The following is a 20,832-nucleotide window of genomic DNA, read 5'->3' as shown; positions in this document are numbered from 1 at the left end:
TAAGCAGCTTCGCGCAAGCAAATTCGGCCATCCTTCGATCGCTGTCATTTACCCCTCTTGGACAGTAAAATGGGCCGGGCTGAGCTTAGTCCGGCCCTCCATTCATGTGATGTCAGGGCGAAGTGCTCGGAAACAAGCTTTACCCTTCTTCGCCGCCTCCCAGGCCATACCGAATTAAAACGGTGCCCATGGCGACGGAAAAGCCGATGATGACAATCGTGTAGATCATAGGTTGTTACTCCCATTGCGAGCAACTAACTTAGGCACTCTCGAAAATCTTCAAGCCCCTTCCTTAGATGTCAGGGCGGTGGGTGACGACTACCCCCAGAAAAAAGCTTCTTCGTCAGCGAATTCTTCTGGCGTCCTACCGTCAGTTTAATACTCTTGCCAGTAGCTTGCCGCGACCTCCTCGGCGTACTCGCCGGGGTTTCGACCGAATGGCAACTTTCCGCTCTGTAAGCACTTCGTGACGACTGCTTTCACAAAACGGCGCTTGAATTCTTCTTCGTTCGTGCTGAATCTGTACGTGCTCGCCCTCAAGATGGGAGAGCGGCTTTATGCTAGCGAGGTTGATCTGTGCTTGATCCTAAAGATGGAACGGCTCAAGAAGAGGTAAAGATGCAATCTGCGGAAATACGAGAGCGTGTGAAAGACATCATCGTCGAGCTAATGGGTGTTGATCCCGGGTCTGTCAAAGATGAATCTATGTTGACCGAGGATTTCGACGCGGACTCGCTTGAGATCACTCAGTTCATGATGGAACTCGAGTCTGCGTTTAACATCGAGATAAGGGACGAGAAAGCCGACGATCTCCGGACTGTTGCTGACGTCGTTGCATTCGTTGCCCAGGCCATTGGCCAACGCACCCCCCGAAGCAGCGCATAGGCCGAGCGCTCGTGAAGGGTGAATGTCAGCGATGGAACCTCTTTCTAGCATTGATGTTTGCTTTACGTCGTTGTCCAAAACACGATCCGACGTCATGCATAAAAGACGCTCCACCCTTCTGAGCGGGCTAACGAGGCATTCATTCAAGCCGCCCCCTAAAGGCGTCGGCCTCAAGACGAGTTTCGCCGCACGCGACGCTGGCCTTGTCCAAACGGACGAAAGTTTCTCGCCCCCCAAGTGCAAGCTCACCGAGAGTGGTTTTCGCGCTCGGAAACTCATCCTTGAGGTGCGACAACAGAGCCCAAGGCATCAGGCTACTTCACATCGAAGCCCCAGATTTTGAGGGTTGATGTGTTATCGCCGACATAATTCGGGTTCACCTCTGTGGGGCTATCGACCATACGGACAAACAAGTAAGGATTGTTCGGCATAGTCGCGTCATAGGCAATGCGGATCACGACGCGCCAAAAACCGTCAGGGTCAAGCGTCGCGACAGCGCTTTGCGTAACCTGAACAGTTCCTTCGTTTGGCGCCGCCGTTATGGCTCCAGTGGAGAGATTAACGGCGTACTTCATCGCATAGTAGTTGCCGCCGTTCTTACCGATCTCGACGACTGCGTGACGGTTACCGACGCCGCGCGCGATGCTAACCGAATATTCCTTCGTCGTGCTGGCGAGGCCGGTGATTGAGGACGTGAGGACGATGCTGTGGTTATTGTCTGCCGCAAGCTCTCGGATCACCGCTGCGTTGAGCTTATGCTCCGGAGAGTACGCATCTTGAGCGAGACGCGCAGCTCCTGCAGTCAATGTCCACCCTGCAAGATCCTTGCTGCGATAGACCGTTGCTGTGGGCAACTCGAAGCCAGCATAAACGGGCGCGGGGTTGCCAACCTTCGAAAAATCGAACCCCGCCAGGAAGGACTTGACCCGCTCTTCTCCGGCCGTTGACGGGTGTACCCAATCGCTCTGATACGCGACGCTACCCCATAAGCGGCTTGCATCCTCAAGCGCTGCCGCGCGGTCGAAGACACCGGCAAATCCAGCTGGCACAGCGCGTGCCAAGGCATTGAAGTTCACAGCATTCGCGTCAGCCGCGCGCTTATTGGCGAGCGTGTTGCCGCCACCGCTTTGGTCCGTCCAAGGAGGAATGGTCCCGATAATGGCAGGCATCCCCATATCCGCGCGGAGCTGCTGCACATCCGCCATCACGGTAGCGGCGTTGATGTTTGAGGCAATGGCGCTATTGGATCCGATTTCGATCAAGGCATGGCTACAGAAAGCCGCCTCGATCCTCCTCTTAGCCGTCTTAGTGCGATCAGCTAGGGATGCGGAAAGCTCACCAGGAACCGAGAGATTTACTGAAGCCATCCGCTCCGCAAAGAGCTTCTGGCCGGTTCCATTGTTGCCAAACAGCCCAGATGGCGCGGCTTTAAGGCCAGCGCCGATGCTATCGCCCCAGTCGGCGAGCGTCGGGCGAAGTGTGTAACTCAGGATATTACAAGGGCCGAAACGATCAAGGGCGCCATTGTAGGTGTCGGTGAAAGCAGTAGTGGTGCCAGTCAGGTCAGGCGTCGTTGCGCCATATCTGAGAATGTCGCCATTCGCATAGTCCGCTTGACCATGCGCATAAGCCCATTGACCAGCACTGCGATCGCCCCAGAAGCGAAGCCAGAAGTGAGATCCTTGCGGAATAGACACGGGCGCGAGAAAATCGAATACGCCGCCGTCCGTAGCTGTGGCGGTCGGATTTCCGTCCGAAAACTGCAGCATCCGAACCATTGTCATAATAGATGTCGTCGGTTTGTAGAAGTAGACGCTGCAGCGACCCGTCGCCGATCCGCCGCAATTGACTTCGCCACCACCGCCGCCTGTCTGAGGGAAATAGTTCGGATAGCGTACCCGCAGATAGTTTGCCGACGTATCCATGGCAACGTGGTGGGTCTGTGCCATGATCTGCTTGGCTGTGGTGCCGAGGCCCTCGTTCGCATACATGATACGATTAGCCACCGGGCCTAGGTAGAGGCTGGGCCACTTCGGGCCACCGCCCTGCCCTGGAATGACGCCAGCGCCTATGTAAGACGCGGTCGCCAGCATGCGCGCGGCTCGCGCTGCGCTAGTGTTGCCATTTCTGGTCATGAATTACTCCTGGATGCGCGCGGCTTCGGCTGCCCTTCGACGACGCGATCGATGCGGAGCGTCATGGCGTCGACGGCGCTCTTCACACCGCCGATGGCTTCCATGATCTGCTCAGTGGTTTCGCGCATGCCGGCTTTGGTGATGTATGTCTCGGCGACGTGCAGCTTGTGGCCGGCCAACTCATCTCGAGCGAGGGCGGCCAAGGCTTGCGCTGCGGATGCGGACGCCATTGCGCCGTCCTTTGCTTCCTTCACCTTCCCTTCGATCCGCCACCAGATGCCCCAGAGCGTTGCGGAGAGCATCACGAAAAAGCCGACCACGGCCATAATTTCCGGACCGCTCATAGCTCGCCTCGCAGTGCATCGTCGCGATCGACGATATAGTTGCGCAGCGCCAGTTGCTTGCGATAGCAGGCCAGCAGCGCGGATCGGTCAGCGATCCAGAGTTCTTCGACCTGCGCTTGCGGCATTGTGCCTTTCGGCAGCAGCATCGGACGCGTGCACGGCGTCATCAGCTTGCTGTCCGGCCGCGCGATCTGCGGCGGCTTCACCGGTGCGACGTTAATGGACTTGGTTGATACGCTGCACGCTGCTAGCGCCAAGGCTAGGCTGGCCAGCAGCAGGATCTTGCCGAGCTTCACTGGCCAGCTTCCTTCTCAGATCTAGATTTTCTGCCTCTTCGGCCTCAAGCTGGGCGATGGCCTCGGCCTCGCGCTTCTTCGCCGCATTATTGGCGATGGTCTGCCGGCGCTGCTCGTCAGCGTCGGCTTGGGCGTTCTCGCGGAGAATGGTGGCGATCTCGGCGTCTTTGACGAGGATGGCGGCCTGATAGCCGTCGTCGTAGATCCGTCCGTGGATCCACCATGCGCCGGCCATGAGCGATAGAACCAGGATCAATGCCGCGATGGCCTTGGCGGCGGTCTTGTTTGCGAGTAGAGCGATCATTTCGGCAGCCCCGTAACGCATACCTCGGCCTCGCCGGGCCGCGTGGCGTCACCCATCTCGCGACGGTTCACGAGACCACGCAAGGTCTTGCCGCCGGCCTTGTTGAAAGCAGTGGCAGCTTCGCAGCTTTCTCGCCACTTTGACTGCCGGCCGAGACGTGCGGCCGTCGAATTACAAGTTGCGCCAACGCCGACATTCCACGAGAGCGTCAACATCGATCCGCGCCAGCTGAGCGGCGCCTTTTCCCAGTTGGCGATACACTTCACCAGGTGCGGCCGGTAGTCGCGCTCGAGCTTGCCTGCGGTACGGGCGTCGCAGCCAGCGTGCGTCTCGACCATGCCCTTGCGGACGTTGTTCGTGTCGCCATCGCAGATCGTATAGACGGGCTTCGTCGGCAGCGTGTCGAGATACGCGACGAGGTGCCGGCCTTCCCATGGCTGCATGATTTTGATCGCAAGTGCCGAGTCGTCATGAACGGCAGGCTGGCCGGCGAAGATAGTCACCATGCCGCCAACTGCCGCAGCGACCACGCCGGCAATTAGCTTAGCGGCCCGCCTCGACGGCAGGATCTTGTTGATTGGCATTCGCCTTTTCCTTTTCAGGTTGGGCAATGAGACGCGCACCCCATGCCCCAGCCAGCAGCACGATGGTGAGCCACCACGGAAGCCAGTCGGAGACGAAGGGAACGACGTTTAGGATGAGGTCAGCTGCAGCCGCGATTTCGATAAGCCGCAGCGACCAGGCGCGCCTTACGAGGCGCCGCCAGTCTAGGAGGAGCATAGGGAACTCCGCTTTGGGTATGTCAGTGGTGACAGCGCCGAATTGCGTTGCTAAATATTCAGTCGCGCCTGGACAGCGCACTCCTGAGGAAGGGTCGGCTCATCGGCGTGCGCCGGCCCTTCCCCTCCCCAATCTTGCATAGAGCATGATTGCCGGATATCTCCGCCACATGAAACAATCTGATAAACGCGAAACGTTCTTCAGCCTCGTAGTGCTATCAGTCGTGGTGGCACTCGTAACGTGGGGCGTGATTGGCATGTCCGCTCTCATATCGAAGTTTTTGTGAAGAGCGGGTCTTGCACATGATCGCGCCACGCTTCCAACGCGCGTCAGTTGCTGGTATCACCCCATGCTCTGGATTCACCGATGAGGGGATAAGCTCCATGGGCATTGCGGCCGAGATTGCCGAATTGGTTGAAATGGTGGTGGCGCACACATACGCAGAGCAGTTGGCTGATGTCACGCCTCTGAGAGAGGACCCGCATTTTCTGGCGAAGCTGGAAGAGATCGACGCAAAGTTCGAAGAAGCCGTTTCTGCATCCAGAAAAACCGAGACCCCTTAGCCGGAGAACTGATTGACTGTTCTTTCCACACACCTGCGCGTCGTATTCGCATTCGTCGTTCGAGAGATAGCTACCAGGTACGGCAAAAGTCCCGGCGGCTATCTGTGGGCCTTCCTGGAACCAATAGCTTTCATTGCTGTTATGTCGGTGATTCTCGGCTCAATTGGCAGGATTCCCGCGCTAGGGGAAAGCTTCCCGCTTTTTTACGCGACTGGGTTCCTTGCCTACAGCTTATATAAAAGTGTTGAATCCTACGTCTCGTCCTCGATCAGCGCCAATCGATCGTTGTTAAGCTATCCACGGGTAGCACCTATCGATGCCGTGGTTTCTCGTTTTGTCCTACAAGGAACGACTTCCATACTCGTTGCGTCCTTGATCCTCGGCGTCATCCTCTATACGCTCCGCCACCCAATCCATATTGACTGGATTTACATCTTCGCGGCAGTCTTTCTCGCGTGGTCGCTGGGCGTCGGCGTTGGAATGACCAACTGCGTCTTGTTCTTCTACTACCCGCTATATGAGAAGGCATACGGAGTTATAATGAAGCCACTGTTCCTGCTATCAGGCGTATTCTATGTTCCTGAGAGCATCCCACATCCCTACCGGGATTATATTCTCTATAACCCTTTAGCCCACATCATCATGCTGTTTAGATGGGCCTTCTATGGAGATAGGGGCGCAAGGGGGGTCGACCTCATGTATGTCGCGACGATATCATTCACAATGCTTTTCATTGGCATGCTGATGTTCACACTATTTCCCATCTCCAGACAGCGCAGCTAAGGTGAACCCATGTCTTATCTGGAAGTGATAAACAAACTGAAAGAACTGAAGTCACACGACAGGTTCGTGGATCTAGAGATCGCAAAGCTGATGGGATACACCCGTAACGTGACGGTCATCGAAGGCGGCAAGCGCACGGTCTGGTACGCCCCCTCCGGTGAAAAGGCTCGCCATGTCCCCGCCTACACAGAGTCCGTCAACGAGGCCATAAAGCTCGCCCACGAACTCGTCCCGGACCATGTCGGCGGCTGCAGTTGGGAAAACAACATGACCGTAGGCACCGCACGGATCAACGACGGCCCGTATATTCAGGCTGCCTCTCCGGCAATCGCGCTCTGCATGGCAGCGCTTCTCCAAGCCGCGAAAGCCAACAAATGAGCGACGCCAACCAGATTATCGAAAGCCTTATCGCCAAAGGCAAATACGAAGCAGCGATGGCCCTGCATGAGCAGGTCGGAGGCGACCCGAAACTGCTCATCCGTTTTTTGAAGTTCGCTTTTTTCAACCGCTCCAGATCAGCGATCGGAACCTTCGTACATAAGCACTTCGAAAAGCTACCCGATCCGGTGGACCGGGCTTATGTATTGTCGAAGGTCATCACTCTTGCGGAGATGGACGGCAACGTCCCCGTCCTGTCCCGCGCTCTGAAGCAGTTGGATGCGATATTCGAGCAATTCGCCGAGACTAAGACAATCGGCACTTCCGATGGGTTCCGGCTCCTTCTCGTGGCGCTGAATACCTTCATGATCCGGAGGGCAGAAGAGGTCATCACAAGAGCTGAGCCATCCGACGAACTGGCGAAGATGTCGCGGCAACTCGGCAACTATTTCTATCAGTGCCAGCAGGCAGGCTTCGACCCCTACGCGCTGGATGACGCTACCCGCAGGCTCATCACCAAAGAGCAGATCAAAGTTTCTCGCCCTACCGTCGTTGCGCGCGTCACGCTGAGGATATGGGCCAGCCTCGACAACATGACCGAGGAATCCGGCTTGGCGGATGGGTTGCAGATGGCCCACCAGCTTCTCCAGCAAGGGCACCATGTGGAACTTGCCCCGCAATATTCCCTGCCCGGTCCAAGCATCATGGCCCCTTATGCGGCCGAGCAGGAATACCCGATTTCGTTCATCGACCACCACAAATACAGCACTCGCAGTGATACATTCATCCATTGCAAACCCACCCATAACGGCAAGATGCTGATCGACCGGCGCGGTTACTCAGGCTGGGCGGAAATCCAGCGAAGCCCTGCCTTGCACCGTTTTCGTGACGTTGACCTGGCAGAGGCTCAGGAATATTGCCGCATTCGCAGGGAAGAGGACTTTGGAAGTCTCCAGGAAACGCCAGAGAGCTACGAGGAATTCGCCCGATACGGGGTCATCCCGCTTCAGATGCCAGGGGATTCCGTTCAGCTCCTTTCACGATTCACGTTTTTCGAGATGATCGATGCCAGCATCGCGTTCCTCCATGCGAGGCGTATGCGCGCGGTCATCCGCCGACATCCGCTCTGCAAAGATCCGGAGGTTTCAGCCTATCTGAAGTCGATACGGCGACGGAGAGGCGTCCACGTCGTGGAGGAAAACACCCGCCAGCTTATCCTTCACTCGCGGGCGGTTCTGCTCTGCAACTCGTCAGTCGGATGGGATGCGATCCTTGCGCACAAACCCTTGTTCTGTTTCGGCGAGTCTGAGTACAGTCGGGCGGCTTACATGGTCCGCGATCTGCCTGACCTTGAGGAAGCCCCGACATTGTCCAAGCTGATGTCGCCTCGGCTCGCCGATCGGTTCTATTTCTATTACTGGCAAAAGTATGCCCTTACAGGAAGGAGGGCGCCTATAGCTAAGCTGGCTCGGATGGTAGAGGAGACGATTGGAAAACCTTCAGTCGAGCGACTTCAGCCAATAGCTCCTGAACCGTTTTTGCCCGCGGCGGGATGAACTCATCGTAGCCCAGAGGAAGAACCTCGGCCACGCCGTTTATGGAGTGTTCTGATGTCGGCAGCGTCTCTGGACGAAGCCATTCAGAAAGCGATCCGAGAGGAGGCGGTTAAACTCCTCTCGGATCAAGAGCAAAATCAAGGCGCGACGAGTGCCGGCTCTGGAACGCCAGGCTGAACCGTCATCTGCTTGCCGAAGTAATCCATGATCTTCGGATTGTAGTAGCCGGAAGATGCAGAGATGTTGGCAAATAGGCCCCCCATGACGAATGCCCCAGGAGCCGTGATCGCGCCAGCCGCACCGGCATAGCTAATGATCGTCGACGCGGGGAAATCCCAGCTTTCCGAGAGCTGCAGGCGCATCGTATCGTTGAACCGATCGATGGTGAAAAGGTACTTTTCGGCACCTTCTGCATCCGCCGTCTGGACGGTCGTTCCTGCGCTGCCGATCGCCGCGGTTGTGACCGTCCCACTGCTGGCCGAACCCACGTAAAACTGGACAGAGTTGGTGGACACCTTGTAGAGCATTAGGAACGACTTATTGTCCCTATCGCCGAGGCGGCTCGCAAAGCTGGGCACCCAACCAAGGATCACGCCACATCCGACCGGAAGCACAGTCCGAAGGTATAGCTGTGCGCGGTCGCCATCCATGAGACCGATGACGTTGGCGAAGTCATCAGCTTCCGGCAGGAAGACGAACGTCTGTCCCGCAACCGTACGATCAACCTCCATCGCCAATCGGCCCTGACTGCGAAGTGCATTGACCTGAATAGCATATGGGAAAGCGGACGCGTTTGCGCCGTACTTGTCGCGCCTCCATTCGCCGGTAGACCGGATCTCATAGTGGCCGATGAAGTAATAGGGACTGTTCGCAACGTTGTGCTGAACGCGGTTCATGCCATAGGCGAGCTTGCCCACCCGATATGGACTATCGACGCGGTTGCCATGACCACCAGCGGCAAAGCCAATCCCTGACGGAATACGGCTTGCCCTGATGCTGATGTTTGAAAAGTCCCGGATGACATGGCTTGGCTTCGTGTATGTCGCGAGATCTCCGCTCTCGTAGTTCTCATTTGCCACACCGCGATAGATCAGCTCGGCGTCAGGATCCTCATTCCAGATCCAAACGTCACCCGCCAGCCCATCAGGCGTGAGGAATGGCGTTCCGACGCGATCGCCGGTCGTATAGACGGCTCCGTCTCGGGTTTGCTTGATCTGATATGCCTGGGCCTGCCCAAGGAAATTCTTGTAAGCCGAATCGCTCGCGGAGATCCGCTGCGCACCACGGCCGGCAACTCGCTCGACGTAATTGCGCATGAAGGCGCGCGCCACTGCCGACCCTTTGAAGGCGTGCCAAATATCCCCGCCATGCAGGGCGTCGGACTGGTTCTCATAGTAGTCGTGGCGATCCTTGTTGATCGACATCCACTTCTTGAGATCAGACCCTGTATCGAGAATGGCAATACCGAGTTCCTGCGCGATAGCTACCTTTGCCGCGTCGACCATCTCCACGGACTTATAACTGTCGTACCCGGCCGGATCGGATCTCCACATTGGGTCGCAAGTCTGCAAGATGGGGATGATCCCCAGAGACATGGCCAAACGGCATAGCTTACGAGTTTCGCTGATGTGGTTGTTCAGCCAGCTGGAATCCGTCGAGCTGTCGATGATATCGTTCAGGCCGAAATTGATGATAACCGCGTAAGGGATGCCGCCAGCAAACGTGACGCAGTTCTGCACGACCGCAACGTTGAAGTTGAGCACCGCCCATCCGTTATTCATGCGCCGGCCCGAATAGCCGCAATTCATCACCTCGTAGTTCTCAACGGAATAGTGAGGTGAAAGCACCGTCTTGACGCGCATCGGCCATGCATTCGGCGCGAATAGATTGTGATTGGTATCACCTATGGCGTTTTCGGAACCGTCGCGCGGATTGTTAGTCCAACCGCTCGTGTTGTTGCCGTCAGTCGTGCTGTCGCCATAACAAGCGATTACCGTCCTATCGCCGCGACCGAGGCGCGATGCGATCTTCTCGCATACCTCACGCATGCTGAACTTTTCCTTCCATGCCCACCAACCGCCGTTGGCGGAGGACGTGGACCCGTCAGGAAGGAACCGATCTGCAGATCGGAAGGCAAGGCCAGCATATTCTCCGGTTGGCTGAGAAGTCACGCGGACGTAAAGACCACCGCCACCGTCACCGGCAGCGGTAAAGCCGTTGACGCGAACAGCGAGTATTCCAACCTGGATCGTCAGCGCCGACATGCCGGACACAGAGGAATAGATCGGCACGTTGCCTTGGCTGACTGCATCTGAGGCGTAACCCGCCGCGATGTCTCTGGCTGCCTCTGCGGCGAGGCGAGCGTTGATCGCCAAATCCCGCGCGTCTTCGGCAATTTCAGCCGCTGCAGCGGCCGCATCTGCAGGCAAGTCCAGCTTTTTTACCCAAGCTGTGCTGGTCTTAATGTATACGCCACGCAAGCTAACGTCATCATCGGCGACTACGATACCAACTGCGCCGACCACAGCGCCGGTAACGGCATCAAGTTGGGCCTTCGTGCCCCGGATGTAGGCTGCCGTAACTGCCATACCGAGAGCGTTCGTCATATTTTCAAGCCATGTGCCCCATGCCCGGATGAGGCTTTTTTCTGGCTCAATCGGGTTGCCGGATGGACCATCAGCCCAAATGATCTTGGCAGTCTCTACCATGGTGTCTCCATGCGAAAGCGCCTCGGCGCGCGGCCAGAGGCGGATGTCTTGATTTTCATTGGGCTGTCAGGGGACCGTTACGGTCGCCGATGCTTGCGTTGCGGAAGGGATGCCGGACAGGTTCTCAGAACCACACCAATATTTCCAAGTCCCATAGCCGGGAGCATTGGTGAACGAGATGGTTTGGTTGGCCGAGACGCTGTAGCGGGCTATTTCAGTAGCTGCGGCGAATGACTGAGCAGATGTGCCGCGCTTGAACACCAGGTACCGCGAGTTGTCGTTGGCCGATCTCGCGCTGACCGTGACCGTGCCTGCGGAGTTGGTCGCCGTCATATTGTTGGGAACGCCGGGTGCAACAGGATCGACCGTCGACGTGACATTTGCTGTCACCGACCAATCGCCGTAATCGCCATCGGAGGCAATGAATGCGACCTGAACATCAAGCAGTTTGTTCGATGGCACTACATTTGTGGCCATGTCGATAAAACCGCCCGACGGAGAAGCATTAGGAAAACGCTGCTCCACCCATGCGCCTGGTATTCCAGACCCAGCGTCAGCCAACCGATAACGAACAACGGGATAGACCGAGTCATCCGCCGGATCGATAATGACGACTCGGATATAGACGCTATCGCCGTTTGGCTTCGCCTGGACAAGATTGACTACAGGGACGTCGACGCCAGCGAGGGCCACACGAGACGGAACCGGCGGCATCTTGCCTTCGTCAGTTGCCGGATTCCATGCGTCGATGTTGTCGGGATGCAGCATGATATCCATGCTGAAAGCGCCCTGCATAAGAGATAGGAGCGACTTACGGTTCTCGACGATCTTGCCATTGAGGCGAGGCAGCGAGAGTGGCGTATTCATCCTGACCCAACGCGAATAGACCGCGTTGATGCCGGAAAGCCGAAGATTGAGCGTACCGCTCAGTTTTTGCTGCAGTCTCAGCCAGTCGCGTTTTCCAAGGCGGCGAGCCTGTCGCCACTGTTGCACCCACTGATAGATTGCATCCTGAGCCAGCACGCGGCCTGCAGTGATCTGGGCATCGACGTCTTCAAAGAAATCCGTATCGGAGGTGGCATAGCCAATCTCGGGATACGTGAACTTCGGCACAAGCCTGTTGCACTCGTCCTCGAAAAGGACGTCGTACTCGACCTGATGGCCGGTGATATCGGCGTCGGTGATCGTCGTGACGTACTTCTCGCGAAACTTGCCGACGACAAACTGAAGCGCGCCGTCTCCGCGTTCGCAGATCCAGCCGTCGCATGCTGCAAGTAGCGCATTGGTTGCGGCCTTTGGGTCGTTCTCAGTGGTGTCAAAGCCGCTGGATTCGTATCGCCGCTCAAAGCCTCCGCCTTTTAGCGGGATAAGTTCGTCGCAGATGTCTGCTTCTTCCTGCCACATCCCCAGGAGCGGCAGGATCGCGCGACGATAGTCACGGCGGTGTCCAAACTCGTTAAAGCACTGGTGCCAGCACATCTGCAGTGCCGTGTTTTTTGTCCAGACCCAAGTGTTAGGATCTTCTGGATCCTGCAGGGGGTCGCGGAAGTCCCAGCAAAGCGCCATATCGGCCTCAACCGACAACTGCGGCGGTCCATATGGGAATCGCTTGTTCTGCCGCTCAGCACTGACGCTCTGGGCGATCATGGCAATGGATGCCTGGCCGTCGCCGCGATGGGCATTCGTCCAGACGCCGTCGCCTGAAAGCTTTTCAACTATTGGCGCATAGGCGGTCTCCGGTACGAGGCCGAGACGACTGAGGATCTTCACCCGCGTCAAGTAGTTGGTGCCCTCTTGGATCGTCCCGTCAGGCTGCAACGTCACTTCGTCATCATGCAGCCAGTACCGATTGATCGACTTGATCCGGTGGCCAGCGATAGCCTGAACAGCAAAGAGGCTTTTACCCTTCGCCTCCCATAGCATGAAGGCGCCGCCGACGCGGTTCCGGCCCACGCCCCACTGCCGAAACGGCACGGCCTGCGTTCGGGGCACCTTGCCGTCCTCAGCTTTGGGAGGCTTCGGTGCAAGGAGCGCCTGCAGTCCAATGGAAAGGGCCGTCGTTGCAATGGCTGCGGCAACGGACGCGTAGGTAATCGTGGTGGCGCCGATAGTGAAGCCGCCGGTCCCGAGGATCGCCGTGAAAAGCGGCGTAAAGATCGGGTCGAATACGACCTGGCTATACAGGCTGCTCGTCTGTGCGAGGCCGTACCGCGCCAGCATTCGCTGGTGGTGCATGCTCAAGGGGCGCTCTCCACGCTGACACGAACTCGACCTTCTTGGCGCGCACGCCCGCGAGCGACATCGTCGCCCACAGCGGCCCGAAGCGGATGGCAGCCATCTCGCCGGCACGCCGGTCGGTTTCGGAAATTGCTTTGATGATGCCGACGTCGCCGGATTGCGGGTCAGTCGTGCGTGTGAAGCCCAGTGGCTCGACCAGCCTCGTCGTCAGCGGCACAAGACCGCCGTAACTGGCAATCAGGCGGCCAGCGCCGAACTCGGTGTGATAGGTGCCGCGAAAATCGGCGGCCGGATCGGTGCCTGTCAATTCGGCGATCCATGACGCGCAAAACGTCATGCAGTCCTCGCCGTCTACGCCGCCCCAGCGAAACTCGCAGCGCCGCGCCAAAAACTCATGAATGGTCAATCGAAAACAGGCCACTTTGGCTGGATGCCGCGAGCAAGGCGCGCAACGCCATCACAAAAGGCATCAGTCGGATAAAGCGATCGCTGCATGGCGTCGGACCAAAGTGCCCGAGACGGACGCGACCGCGTGTTCTCACCGGAGACGACGGCAAGGCTGAGCGCTAGCGTCGCGCCTGCGTCGCCCTGCCCGTACGATCCGGATTCCTTCGGGTGTGAAGCGACGCCGGTCCAGATCGGAATAATCTTGCTCATCGGCTGGTGGTACTGGTCGAGCGTCGTAAGCCCGATCTGCACCTTTTTGCCGCGCACCGGCGGAATGCTGTCGAGCATCTTGGCGCCGGTGGCCGGATCAACACCGCTAATCGTGAAATCAACGGCATCTGACGTGCCATTGACTAGCACCTCGAGTGATGGAAGGCCGATAAGGCGCCCTCCTCCGAGATAAACCGTCCCTTCCGGGTCGACGCTGTCGAAGCCGATCGGCACGTCGTTGACGCCGAACCAGATGTGCAGGGCCGGATCTGTGTCGATGCGCAGAAAAAGGCCAAGCTGATGGCTTCCGCGCAACGCCTCAACGACGTTGTCGGGCACATAGGCCATAGGCACCTCGTGCTTAGAAAGCTTCGGAGAACTGGATTGTTTGCTGGGTCACAAAGAACGCCTCGACGATCGATGGGAGCGTGAAGCCGTCCTTGAACTTCGCCACGAAGCGTGGCCGGGCGAACTCCACCCGAGTGCCGACCGTGACGGCCTCACGGAGAGGCGGGCTTAACGCCAGCGTATAGGCTGGATTGGCCTCAGCGGTGACGTCGAGCACTTCCCAGTAGCGATAAGCGCGCCAGCCTTTGGTCTCGTGATAGATCGAGAACCAATCGGACCACCGCAGCGGCCGAGACAGGCCGTAGACCCGCATCTTGATGATGCCGGCGTTCAGGCTGGCCGCCGCAGTGATCTCGCCATAGACGCTCGCCTGGCTATATCCAGACGTGTCACTGAACAGTGCCCCATCAGAATGCGGGATGCCGCTGATAGTTGGCTTCTTGCCGGCAAATGGCCCGTACCAGTCGGTTATGATCGGCACGTTGATGTAGCGGAACCCGCCGTTCAAACGGGCGCCGAGGCTGTTGACGTACTCATATTGCTCCGGCTCGGTGAGCTTACAATCGGTGTAGGTGGAGGTCAGAAGACCACCACCTGACATCTCGATCGTTTGGCTTTCGCCCTGCCCGTTCCGGCCGCCCGAGATGGAAGAGCCGACAACGTCGACAGACACAGACACCGGCGCGAGGAAGTTTGCCTCCAGCGTCGGCGCGTTGGTGTAAATCGCCAAGGTCAGCCCTTTCTTTTCGTGAACTGCCCTTGAACCGTGCCGAAGCCGCCGCGCTCTTGGTTCTTGTTGTACTGCCCGAGGCCGTCCGTCACCGCCTGCTTGGCAAGTGCCATGACGTGATCGTCGCCATTCGCACCGTCGAGATGGATGACCATCACGCCGGGAGCGTTATTGTTGGCCGCAAAGCGCCCGCTACGCAGGCTCGGAGCCACCGGAGCGGCGATCGCACCTCCAACAAGGCCGCCAGCAGCGAAGCGCCCTACCCGGCCGCCGTTGATGGCATGGAGCAGTGCGCGGTGCTTCCGGGTGGCCGCGGCGTTGACGACGAACTCGCCGTCTGAAAGCATCGCGGGGATGCTGTCGCTCGTACCGGATCCTGGGCCGCTGACATCGCCGCCGTTCGAAAACAGACCGACCATGGGCGTGTATTTGGCAATCTGTGCGGCGCTCAGTCCTCCGCCGAACAGGCCGGAGAAAAGCCCGCCAAAACCGCCGCCGCTAGGTGCGGATGGCGCGGCAGGGAAGAAGTTCGTCGACAGTTGCCCAAGCTGGCCGAGCCCCTGCGTCGCCACCTTCGAACTGTCCGCGACGCTTCCCAGAGCATTCGCCGCTTCTGTGGCGCGCTTCGCCTGAACCTCCGCCGCGTTGACCCAAGTCGTCGAGACCGCGTTTCCGGAATTGCCGGAAAGCATCTGCAGTTGCAGTTGGCCGTCCGTCATTCGGCTCTGGCCGGTGGCGAAACCAACATGCCCGCCTGTCGCTCCGGCGCCGAGACCTCTGTCTTGCAGAAGAACATCGCCGCGCAGGACCTTGGATGGGTCTATCGCAGATCCCCAGTTCTGGAAGGAGTTCGCGACGTTTGAGCCGCTACCCTTCACACCGATCTGGGCCAGTGACGAATTCACGAACCCGGCGCACCATGCTTGCTGGGCCGCGTCGAGGTCGACGCCGCCAGCCTTCAGGAAGGAATTGATCTGGCCGCGATTGGCTGTTTCGCTCTTGCCGAGTAGGCCGCCGGCGAGATCTACTGCGCCGCCTGAACTCTTGCCAGATCCGCCACCGAACACGCTGGACAGAACGCCGCCACCCAAAGCGGTGGCGCTACTGCCGATTGGGGAGCCATTCCCGCCGCCGGTCAAGAGTGCCTTGAACAACTGACCGAGTACGTTCGACAGTTGCTTCTGCGCCGTATCCTTCAGTTCATTGAGGAAGACCTCACCGAAAGCTTTTCCGATATCGCCACCGCTATTCACGATGCCGTTCGATAGACTTTCAGCGAACTGATCGATCGCTTCGTTTTGGCGCTCCAGCTGCTGCGTCTGCCGGATCTGGCCGGCCTCCTGGCTGTTCAAGTCGGTAGACAGTCCGTACTGCTTCAGCGTCGTGTAGACCTGCTGGTCTTGCGCCGTCATCGAATTGTAGCGCCTCTGCTCAAGCAGATCCTGCTGAAGTTTCGCCTTGGCCAGTTGCTCCGAATATTGCCGGTAAAGCTCGACCTTCTGCGCCAGCTCTTTCCGCTGGGCGTCATTCAGAGACCGTCCCTTGTCCTCGGACTGCTGGAGCAGATCGAGTGCAAACCGTGCCGCATCCGCCTCGATACCGAACTTGCCGAGCAGCGCCGTTTCCATCTGCATCTGAGCGATGCGATCATCGGCCGACTTCTTGAGGTCGCGGTAGGCGTTGGCTGCCCGCTGGGCGGCGGTTTCGGCTTTCTTGGTCTCAGCGTCTGGCTTGTCGCCGAGCGTGACAGGTTTTTGACCCGGTATAGGGACGTTGGTGGTGTGACCGTCGGAGTTGGTGACCGTCGGGTTACCATCATCAAGCCTGCGAAGGGCGGCTCGGCGAGCCGCATCCGCATCATCCCGCTCTTCTCGCGTCGATGCGTTTGACCTGGCTTGCTGGTAAGCCCTTTCGACCTTCTCGATTTCAGTGAGAGGTGCGACGCCGATCTCGCTTAGCTCGCGTAGCGCCTTGGAAAGGCGACCGATGGCTAAGGCCTGACGATCGGCGGTGCCTTCGATAAGGTCCAGCTGCTGGACCATCCCAGGGATGGATCGAGCGACCTTGACGACCTCCGGATCGAACTCCCGCATTTCTTCTGCGAGCTCGCGAACCTTCTTCGGGACATCAGGATTGTCAGCAATCCGAGCCATCGCCTCGCGGAACTTCAAAAGGTCTGGTTCACCATCGCGAATAGACTTTCTAAGTTCGATAAAGGCGTTGCGATAATCAGATACGACCTTGGAGTCGGTCGTCTTCACAAATGGCGTAATTTCCGTCGAATAAGTGCTTCTGGCGTCTGCGGCATCAATGATCGCAGCGCGCGCATCTTTCAGGCGGTCGCGAATGTCGACGACCGTCCCGCTCATGCCTTCGTTGACGTACTCTCGCAGGCCATTAGCGGCCTCGCCGTAACGATCCTTGAGAAGCGCGACTGTCTCTGCGTGACCCCTCAGGATCTCGTCGGCAGTCTTTACCTTATCCGCACTCGTCGCATACTGGATAAGTGCGGCGGTTCCAGCCACTAGGCCGATCGTCACCAAGGATACTGGGCTGATGATCGAAGAGAAAGCGCCCACAAGAGCAGATCCAACGCCTTGACCGCCGGCCTTCAGGTCATTGAAGACTGCCGAAAGCTGGGTGCCCTGCTGAAGCGCGATAGTCATTGGCGACATGCCGCCATACGCGGTCACGCCAATATCCTGGAACTGCGCGGCGATATTTGAGGTGTAGCCGCTCGCGCCACCGTTTCGAGCTGCCGGCGTATCGGCCAGAGCAGCGTTTCGCCCCTTGATTGCCGCCGTGGCGGCAAGAGCTGCCTGACGCTCGCGGCTGATAGCGGCCGCCATCTCATTGGACGAGATGGCCCCGACAGCATGAGCGCGCCGAATGTCCGCAACGGCGGCCTTGTAGTTGTTGATCGTGTTGAACAGAGGCGAATAGCGAGCACGAAGGCGCTCAAGCTCTTTCCCCTGATCCGCAAGTGCCCCGGTCCATTCTTTTGCCGCCTGCACCCCAACGCCCGTCATGGCATTGATGCGGTTCTGCAAAGAAGTGGTCAGTGAGCTGTCGACCGTCTTTCCAACATTGTCGAACTGACGCTTAACTGAGCCAGCCAGCGTGCCAAGATCCTGCTCAATGCGCTTGATGCTGCGGCGCAATGTTGCCTGGTCGGTCGAAATGCTGATAATCAGGTCATCGGAATTGTCGACCGCCATGCGAGCATCCTAGAAATGAGGAAGCCCGCGCGTAAGGCGGGCTAGTATGGGGCGCGTCGTGAAATACGCTGTGGTGTTGCTGTTGCTGTCGGCCGCGAGCGCAAACGCTCAAGCGATCGTCGACAAATCAGCAGAGAAACTCGATAAAGACGCCGTCACGGCGATGGTTGAGGATGTCTCGGCGAAATTCGCTGATCCTCTTGCTGCGCAGTTCAAGTCACTACGGCAGCGTGACGGAGACGCGGGGTCGATCTGCGGAACGGTAAACGCCAAAAATGCCTATGGTGGCTATGTTGGTTTCGTGCCGTTTCGCTACATTATCGACCGCCGCAAGGTCTACATCGGCAATACAGGCTGCTAGCCATACTTCGCCAGCAGCGCAGCCATTTCGCGGTTAGTTGGCGCCGCACTCGGCGTTGCAGCGGGCTTGCCTTTATCCTCGCCGCCTTGCGCTTCGTTGTGGCCATTGATGGCCTCAAAGAATTCAGTCATCGTTGAAGACCAGAAGTCGGCAGGCCTCCATTTGAGGCCGCCGATCCCAATACGCATCCATTGCCGCCAAGGAAAAGGCGCGTCGTCGCTTATGCCGCCTGATTGGCGGCTTCGACGTTTCCCTCGTCTTCCTCATCGAAATGATGGGCAAGGACGGCCATAAATGCCACGCGGCATGCGCCGAAGTGCTTCAGCTTAATCTTCTGGATCGCTTCGAGTGCATTGCCCTTCACGGTCAAAAGCTCAATTCCGGCGACCGTAGCCGCCGCCTCGACATCAGACAGACGCAGAAACAGATCATTGAGCGACTTGCACTGAAGTCTGCTCGATACGGCCGAAAGGCGGGACATTTCGGCAGCGAGAACGAGCGGGACGTTGCCAACCCACAGGGGTACCTCGCCGCGCGCCTCATTCACAGCCAGCGGGAAAGGCTTCTCCTCTACAGCCATAAATTAAGCCTCCGGTTCGTATTCGAGCGGCTGGGCGGCTTCGAACGTCGCAGAGAACTGCAGGTCGTTTTCCATGTCGCCGCTGGCCTGGAAGTTGGTCACGAAGAACGAACCTTCGAACGTGCCGAGGCCGGGGACGATGACCTGCGCGTTGAAGACGGTCGCATTGATGACGTGAACCATGAACGCCTTCATGATGGCGCTCGACACGAAAGTGCCGTTGCCCTGGAAGGTACGGTTAACAATGCCAGGACGGCCGGTCTTCTGTACCGGGCCACCCGGATTGGTGCAGCTTGGCTTGGTCGTGTCGACCGAATTGGCCGAAAGGTCGAAACTGCGATCCTTGAGGCCGCAAAGATTGGAAAATACTTCCGGGTCAGCGCCATCGCCAACCTTGATGAGCAGCAGTCTGCCCAGCTGTTCGCCGTCTGCCATGTGGCAACTCCAAATATTAGTGGGGAATCCGCTACGACAGCGGCTTGTGAACCGAAGCCACGAGTTCGATGACTGCGTGGCTGGTCAGACCGTCGGCATCGCGAAACACGCGGGCCTGACGGTGAAGGATGGACACCAGCCGATAGTTCGGCAGCGTCATGGGCGCGAGATGAAGGCTTTCCTTCACCGCCGCCGCAATGCGTTTGACTTCCGGATAGCCGACAGCCTGAGACCAGGCATGCAAGGTCAGGTAGACCTTTTCGCCGGTGACGCAGGTTGCGTCGTCCTGAATGCTCTGCGCCTCGCCGATCGTCACATATGGAAACGTGACCGGCGTCGGAGGTTGGTCATAGACGCGCTTGTTGATGAGCGCGGTGAGCGGCACGTCCGCTCGAAGGCGCGTGTTGATCGCGCCTTGCAGTTCAAGTTCGGCGGACATCGCTACCCCTTGCGGGCTTCGCGCACCGCTTTATTGACAGCGGCGAGGATCATTCGCCGAATGCGTGGCTTTGCCGCTCGATAGGTCGGAAAGATGTGCGGCTGTGCCGGTGAACCGGGATGCATGCCAGTGCCGCTGGCGGAGGCCTGCTTCTTACCGAGGACCGTGCCGCCACCTTTGACAGTGCTGTGTGGGGCAGTCCCGAATTCCAGAAAGCGCCAATAGAAGCGTGCGAAGATGCCAGTGGCGCCGGGATCCTTGGTCGCTCGCGTGCCGACCTGCTCCTGAGCCGGTCGGCTCGACAGCAGATCGCCTTCGATGCTCTCCATGTACTCAAGCGTGGAGCCTGTTGGGGCGCGAGTGCGGATCTCGTCGGCCACCATATCTGCCGCCTTGAGTTTGGCTTCGGCCGTGTACTTCTCGACATTCGGAGCAAGCTGGTTGAGCCGCCGCATCAATGCTTCGCGGCCGCGTAGCTGAGCGGACATCATCAGTGCACCAAAATGGCGCGCGAGATGACGTGGTCGACGAAGAGATCGACCCATCGGCCGCGCCATCGCTCCGGAAGGATGATGCCGACCAAGAAAGCGACGCGAACGGCGGTCCCAAACCACCATCGCGTGCCTACAGTCAGAGTGAGCGTGCTCATGCCGCCTCCCCCTGCGTCGCCACGATATCGATAGTCCGGTTCTTCTGATCCATGTCGGCGACCGACGTGACGTTGAAGATCCGTCGCGGATCGCGCTTGTCGACGATGCGCCAAGTCGTTCCGACCTCGCGAGCTGCCTCGCAACTCGGGATGCGAACGATGTACGGCTGTGTGCCAGTCAGGCGTGCCGCGATGACTGGCTCGCTACCTTTCATCGGGATGAGCTCGGCGGGCGTCTCGAATACGGTAGCGAAATCGCCCGCTTGCTCATTGCCGTAGCCGTCGTCCACCAGGGCGCGTCGCTGCATCAGCAAAAGCTGGCGGCGTTTGCCGGCACTCATACTCTCTCGGTCTGCCAGCCCCAGATGGACCAAGCAAATCGGATCGCATCAGGCCAGCTATAGCCAAGGTCGGCACCGATCTTAGCGTCAAGCACGAACTGGTA

General features: G+C 58.4%; 25 protein-coding genes. 6 read left to right on the top strand and 19 right to left on the bottom strand.

The features are described from left to right. Positions 1 to 618: 618 nt before the first annotated feature. Positions 619 to 885, top strand: a complete 267-nt coding sequence (gene acpP / locus MRBLMR1_RS05795) for an acyl carrier protein (RefSeq protein WP_500064044.1) — start codon at positions 619 to 621, stop codon at positions 883 to 885. Between the two features lie 314 nt (positions 886 to 1,199). Here acpP and MRBLMR1_RS05790 read toward each other — a convergent pair whose 3' ends face one another. The 6 genes from MRBLMR1_RS05790 to MRBLMR1_RS05765 are packed head-to-tail and all read right to left on the bottom strand — an operon-like array spanning position 1,200 to position 4,744. Next, on the bottom strand, positions 1,200 to 3,020 hold the full coding sequence (locus MRBLMR1_RS05790) for an SGNH/GDSL hydrolase family protein (RefSeq protein WP_500063982.1): 1,821 nt from the start codon (positions 3,018 to 3,020) through the stop codon (positions 1,200 to 1,202). After that, a complete protein-coding gene (locus tag MRBLMR1_RS05785) occupies positions 3,017 to 3,346 on the bottom strand; it encodes a hypothetical protein (protein ID WP_500063981.1) in 330 nt (109 codons plus the stop codon). Before MRBLMR1_RS05785 ends, MRBLMR1_RS05790 begins: the two co-directional genes overlap by 4 nt. Positions 3,347 to 3,360: 14 nt before the next feature. Beyond that, positions 3,361 to 3,570, bottom strand: a complete 210-nt coding sequence (locus tag MRBLMR1_RS05780) for an anaerobic dehydrogenase (protein WP_500063980.1) — start codon at positions 3,568 to 3,570, stop codon at positions 3,361 to 3,363. Between the two features lie 10 nt (positions 3,571 to 3,580). Continuing rightward, complete coding sequence (locus MRBLMR1_RS05775) at positions 3,581 to 3,964, bottom strand: hypothetical protein (protein WP_500063979.1); 384 nt, start codon at positions 3,962 to 3,964, stop codon at positions 3,581 to 3,583. After that, positions 3,961 to 4,548, bottom strand: a complete 588-nt coding sequence (locus MRBLMR1_RS05770; protein ID WP_500063978.1) for a lysozyme — start codon at positions 4,546 to 4,548, stop codon at positions 3,961 to 3,963. The genes MRBLMR1_RS05775 and MRBLMR1_RS05770 overlap by 4 nt, the downstream gene beginning before the upstream one ends. Further along, on the bottom strand, positions 4,508 to 4,744 hold the full coding sequence (locus tag MRBLMR1_RS05765) for a DUF7940 domain-containing protein (RefSeq protein WP_500063977.1): 237 nt from the start codon (positions 4,742 to 4,744) through the stop codon (positions 4,508 to 4,510). Before MRBLMR1_RS05765 ends, MRBLMR1_RS05770 begins: the two co-directional genes overlap by 41 nt. A gap of 383 nt (positions 4,745 to 5,127) precedes the next feature. On the opposite strand from MRBLMR1_RS05765, the gene MRBLMR1_RS05760 reads away from it, so the two are divergent. Genes MRBLMR1_RS05760 through MRBLMR1_RS05745 form a run of 4 tightly spaced genes read left to right on the top strand, consistent with a single transcriptional unit; the run spans position 5,128 to position 8,024 of the window. After that, positions 5,128 to 5,307 carry a hypothetical protein gene (locus MRBLMR1_RS05760; RefSeq protein WP_500063976.1) on the top strand — a complete coding sequence of 60 codons (180 nt, stop codon included), beginning with the start codon at positions 5,128 to 5,130 and terminating at the stop codon, positions 5,305 to 5,307. A gap of 12 nt (positions 5,308 to 5,319) precedes the next feature. Continuing rightward, positions 5,320 to 6,090, top strand: a complete 771-nt coding sequence (locus MRBLMR1_RS05755) for an ABC transporter permease (RefSeq protein WP_500063975.1) — start codon at positions 5,320 to 5,322, stop codon at positions 6,088 to 6,090. A 9-nt stretch (positions 6,091 to 6,099) separates the two neighbouring features. After that, entirely contained in the window at positions 6,100 to 6,468 is a 369-nt protein-coding gene (locus MRBLMR1_RS05750; RefSeq protein WP_500063974.1) for a hypothetical protein, read from the top strand. After that, on the top strand, positions 6,465 to 8,024 hold the full coding sequence (locus tag MRBLMR1_RS05745) for a capsular polysaccharide export protein, LipB/KpsS family (protein ID WP_500063973.1): 1,560 nt from the start codon (positions 6,465 to 6,467) through the stop codon (positions 8,022 to 8,024). The genes MRBLMR1_RS05750 and MRBLMR1_RS05745 overlap by 4 nt, the downstream gene beginning before the upstream one ends. Positions 8,025 to 8,161: 137 nt before the next feature. On the opposite strand, the gene MRBLMR1_RS05740 is transcribed toward MRBLMR1_RS05745, so the two are convergent. The 6 genes from MRBLMR1_RS05740 to MRBLMR1_RS05715 form a co-directional block, all read right to left on the bottom strand. After that, complete coding sequence (locus MRBLMR1_RS05740) at positions 8,162 to 10,732, bottom strand: SGNH/GDSL hydrolase family protein (protein ID WP_500063972.1); 2,571 nt, start codon at positions 10,730 to 10,732, stop codon at positions 8,162 to 8,164. A 66-nt stretch (positions 10,733 to 10,798) separates the two neighbouring features. After that, positions 10,799 to 12,967 (bottom strand): phage tail protein, encoded by a 2,169-nt coding sequence (locus tag MRBLMR1_RS05735; RefSeq protein ID WP_500064043.1) that lies wholly within the window; start codon positions 12,965 to 12,967, stop codon positions 10,799 to 10,801. After that, the gene (locus tag MRBLMR1_RS05730; protein WP_500063971.1) at positions 12,909 to 13,376 is read right to left on the bottom strand and encodes a DUF6950 family protein; all 468 of its coding nucleotides are present in this window, start codon (positions 13,374 to 13,376) and stop codon (positions 12,909 to 12,911) included. Before MRBLMR1_RS05730 ends, MRBLMR1_RS05735 begins: the two co-directional genes overlap by 59 nt. Further along, a complete protein-coding gene (locus MRBLMR1_RS05725) occupies positions 13,373 to 13,975 on the bottom strand; it encodes a hypothetical protein (protein WP_500063969.1) in 603 nt (200 codons plus the stop codon). The genes MRBLMR1_RS05730 and MRBLMR1_RS05725 overlap by 4 nt, the downstream gene beginning before the upstream one ends. 13 nt (positions 13,976 to 13,988) lie before the next feature. Then, positions 13,989 to 14,705, bottom strand: a complete 717-nt coding sequence (locus MRBLMR1_RS05720) for a hypothetical protein (protein ID WP_500063967.1) — start codon at positions 14,703 to 14,705, stop codon at positions 13,989 to 13,991. A gap of 2 nt (positions 14,706 to 14,707) precedes the next feature. Further along, the gene (locus tag MRBLMR1_RS05715) at positions 14,708 to 17,923 is read right to left on the bottom strand and encodes a phage tail length tape measure family protein (protein WP_500063965.1); all 3,216 of its coding nucleotides are present in this window, start codon (positions 17,921 to 17,923) and stop codon (positions 14,708 to 14,710) included. A 46-nt stretch (positions 17,924 to 17,969) separates the two neighbouring features. Between MRBLMR1_RS05715 and MRBLMR1_RS05710 the strand changes: the two genes are divergently transcribed. Next, positions 17,970 to 18,284 (top strand): hypothetical protein, encoded by a 315-nt coding sequence (locus MRBLMR1_RS05710; protein WP_500063963.1) that lies wholly within the window; start codon positions 17,970 to 17,972, stop codon positions 18,282 to 18,284. Here the strand turns inward: MRBLMR1_RS05710 and MRBLMR1_RS05705 are convergent. The 7 genes from MRBLMR1_RS05705 to MRBLMR1_RS05675 are packed head-to-tail and all read right to left on the bottom strand — an operon-like array spanning position 18,281 to position 20,728. Continuing rightward, positions 18,281 to 18,508: a phage tail assembly chaperone gene (locus tag MRBLMR1_RS05705; protein ID WP_500064042.1), complete on the bottom strand. Its 228-nt coding sequence runs from the start codon at positions 18,506 to 18,508 to the stop codon at positions 18,281 to 18,283. The two genes, MRBLMR1_RS05710 and MRBLMR1_RS05705, sit on opposite strands and share 4 nt — an antisense overlap. After that, complete coding sequence (locus tag MRBLMR1_RS05700) at positions 18,505 to 18,864, bottom strand: hypothetical protein (protein WP_500063961.1); 360 nt, start codon at positions 18,862 to 18,864, stop codon at positions 18,505 to 18,507. The genes MRBLMR1_RS05705 and MRBLMR1_RS05700 overlap by 4 nt, the downstream gene beginning before the upstream one ends. Before the next feature lie 3 nt (positions 18,865 to 18,867). Continuing rightward, complete coding sequence (locus MRBLMR1_RS05695; RefSeq protein ID WP_500063959.1) at positions 18,868 to 19,299, bottom strand: phage tail tube protein; 432 nt, start codon at positions 19,297 to 19,299, stop codon at positions 18,868 to 18,870. Between the two features lie 31 nt (positions 19,300 to 19,330). Beyond that, entirely contained in the window at positions 19,331 to 19,738 is a 408-nt protein-coding gene (locus MRBLMR1_RS05690) for a DUF3168 domain-containing protein (protein WP_500063957.1), read from the bottom strand. Between the two features lie 2 nt (positions 19,739 to 19,740). Continuing rightward, entirely contained in the window at positions 19,741 to 20,226 is a 486-nt protein-coding gene (locus MRBLMR1_RS05685) for an HK97-gp10 family putative phage morphogenesis protein (protein ID WP_500063955.1), read from the bottom strand. A gap of 2 nt (positions 20,227 to 20,228) precedes the next feature. Next, positions 20,229 to 20,387, bottom strand: a complete 159-nt coding sequence (locus tag MRBLMR1_RS05680) for a hypothetical protein (protein ID WP_500063953.1) — start codon at positions 20,385 to 20,387, stop codon at positions 20,229 to 20,231. Then, a complete protein-coding gene (locus MRBLMR1_RS05675) occupies positions 20,384 to 20,728 on the bottom strand; it encodes a head-tail adaptor protein (RefSeq protein ID WP_500063951.1) in 345 nt (114 codons plus the stop codon). Before MRBLMR1_RS05675 ends, MRBLMR1_RS05680 begins: the two co-directional genes overlap by 4 nt. Between the last annotated feature and the right edge of the window lie 104 nt (positions 20,729 to 20,832).

The organism is Neorhizobium sp. LMR1-1-1.1 (assembly GCF_040675795.1).
GTDB lineage: Bacteria > Pseudomonadota > Alphaproteobacteria > Rhizobiales > Rhizobiaceae > Neorhizobium > Neorhizobium cellulosilyticum.
This window is presented reverse-complemented; position numbering and strand designations above follow the sequence as displayed.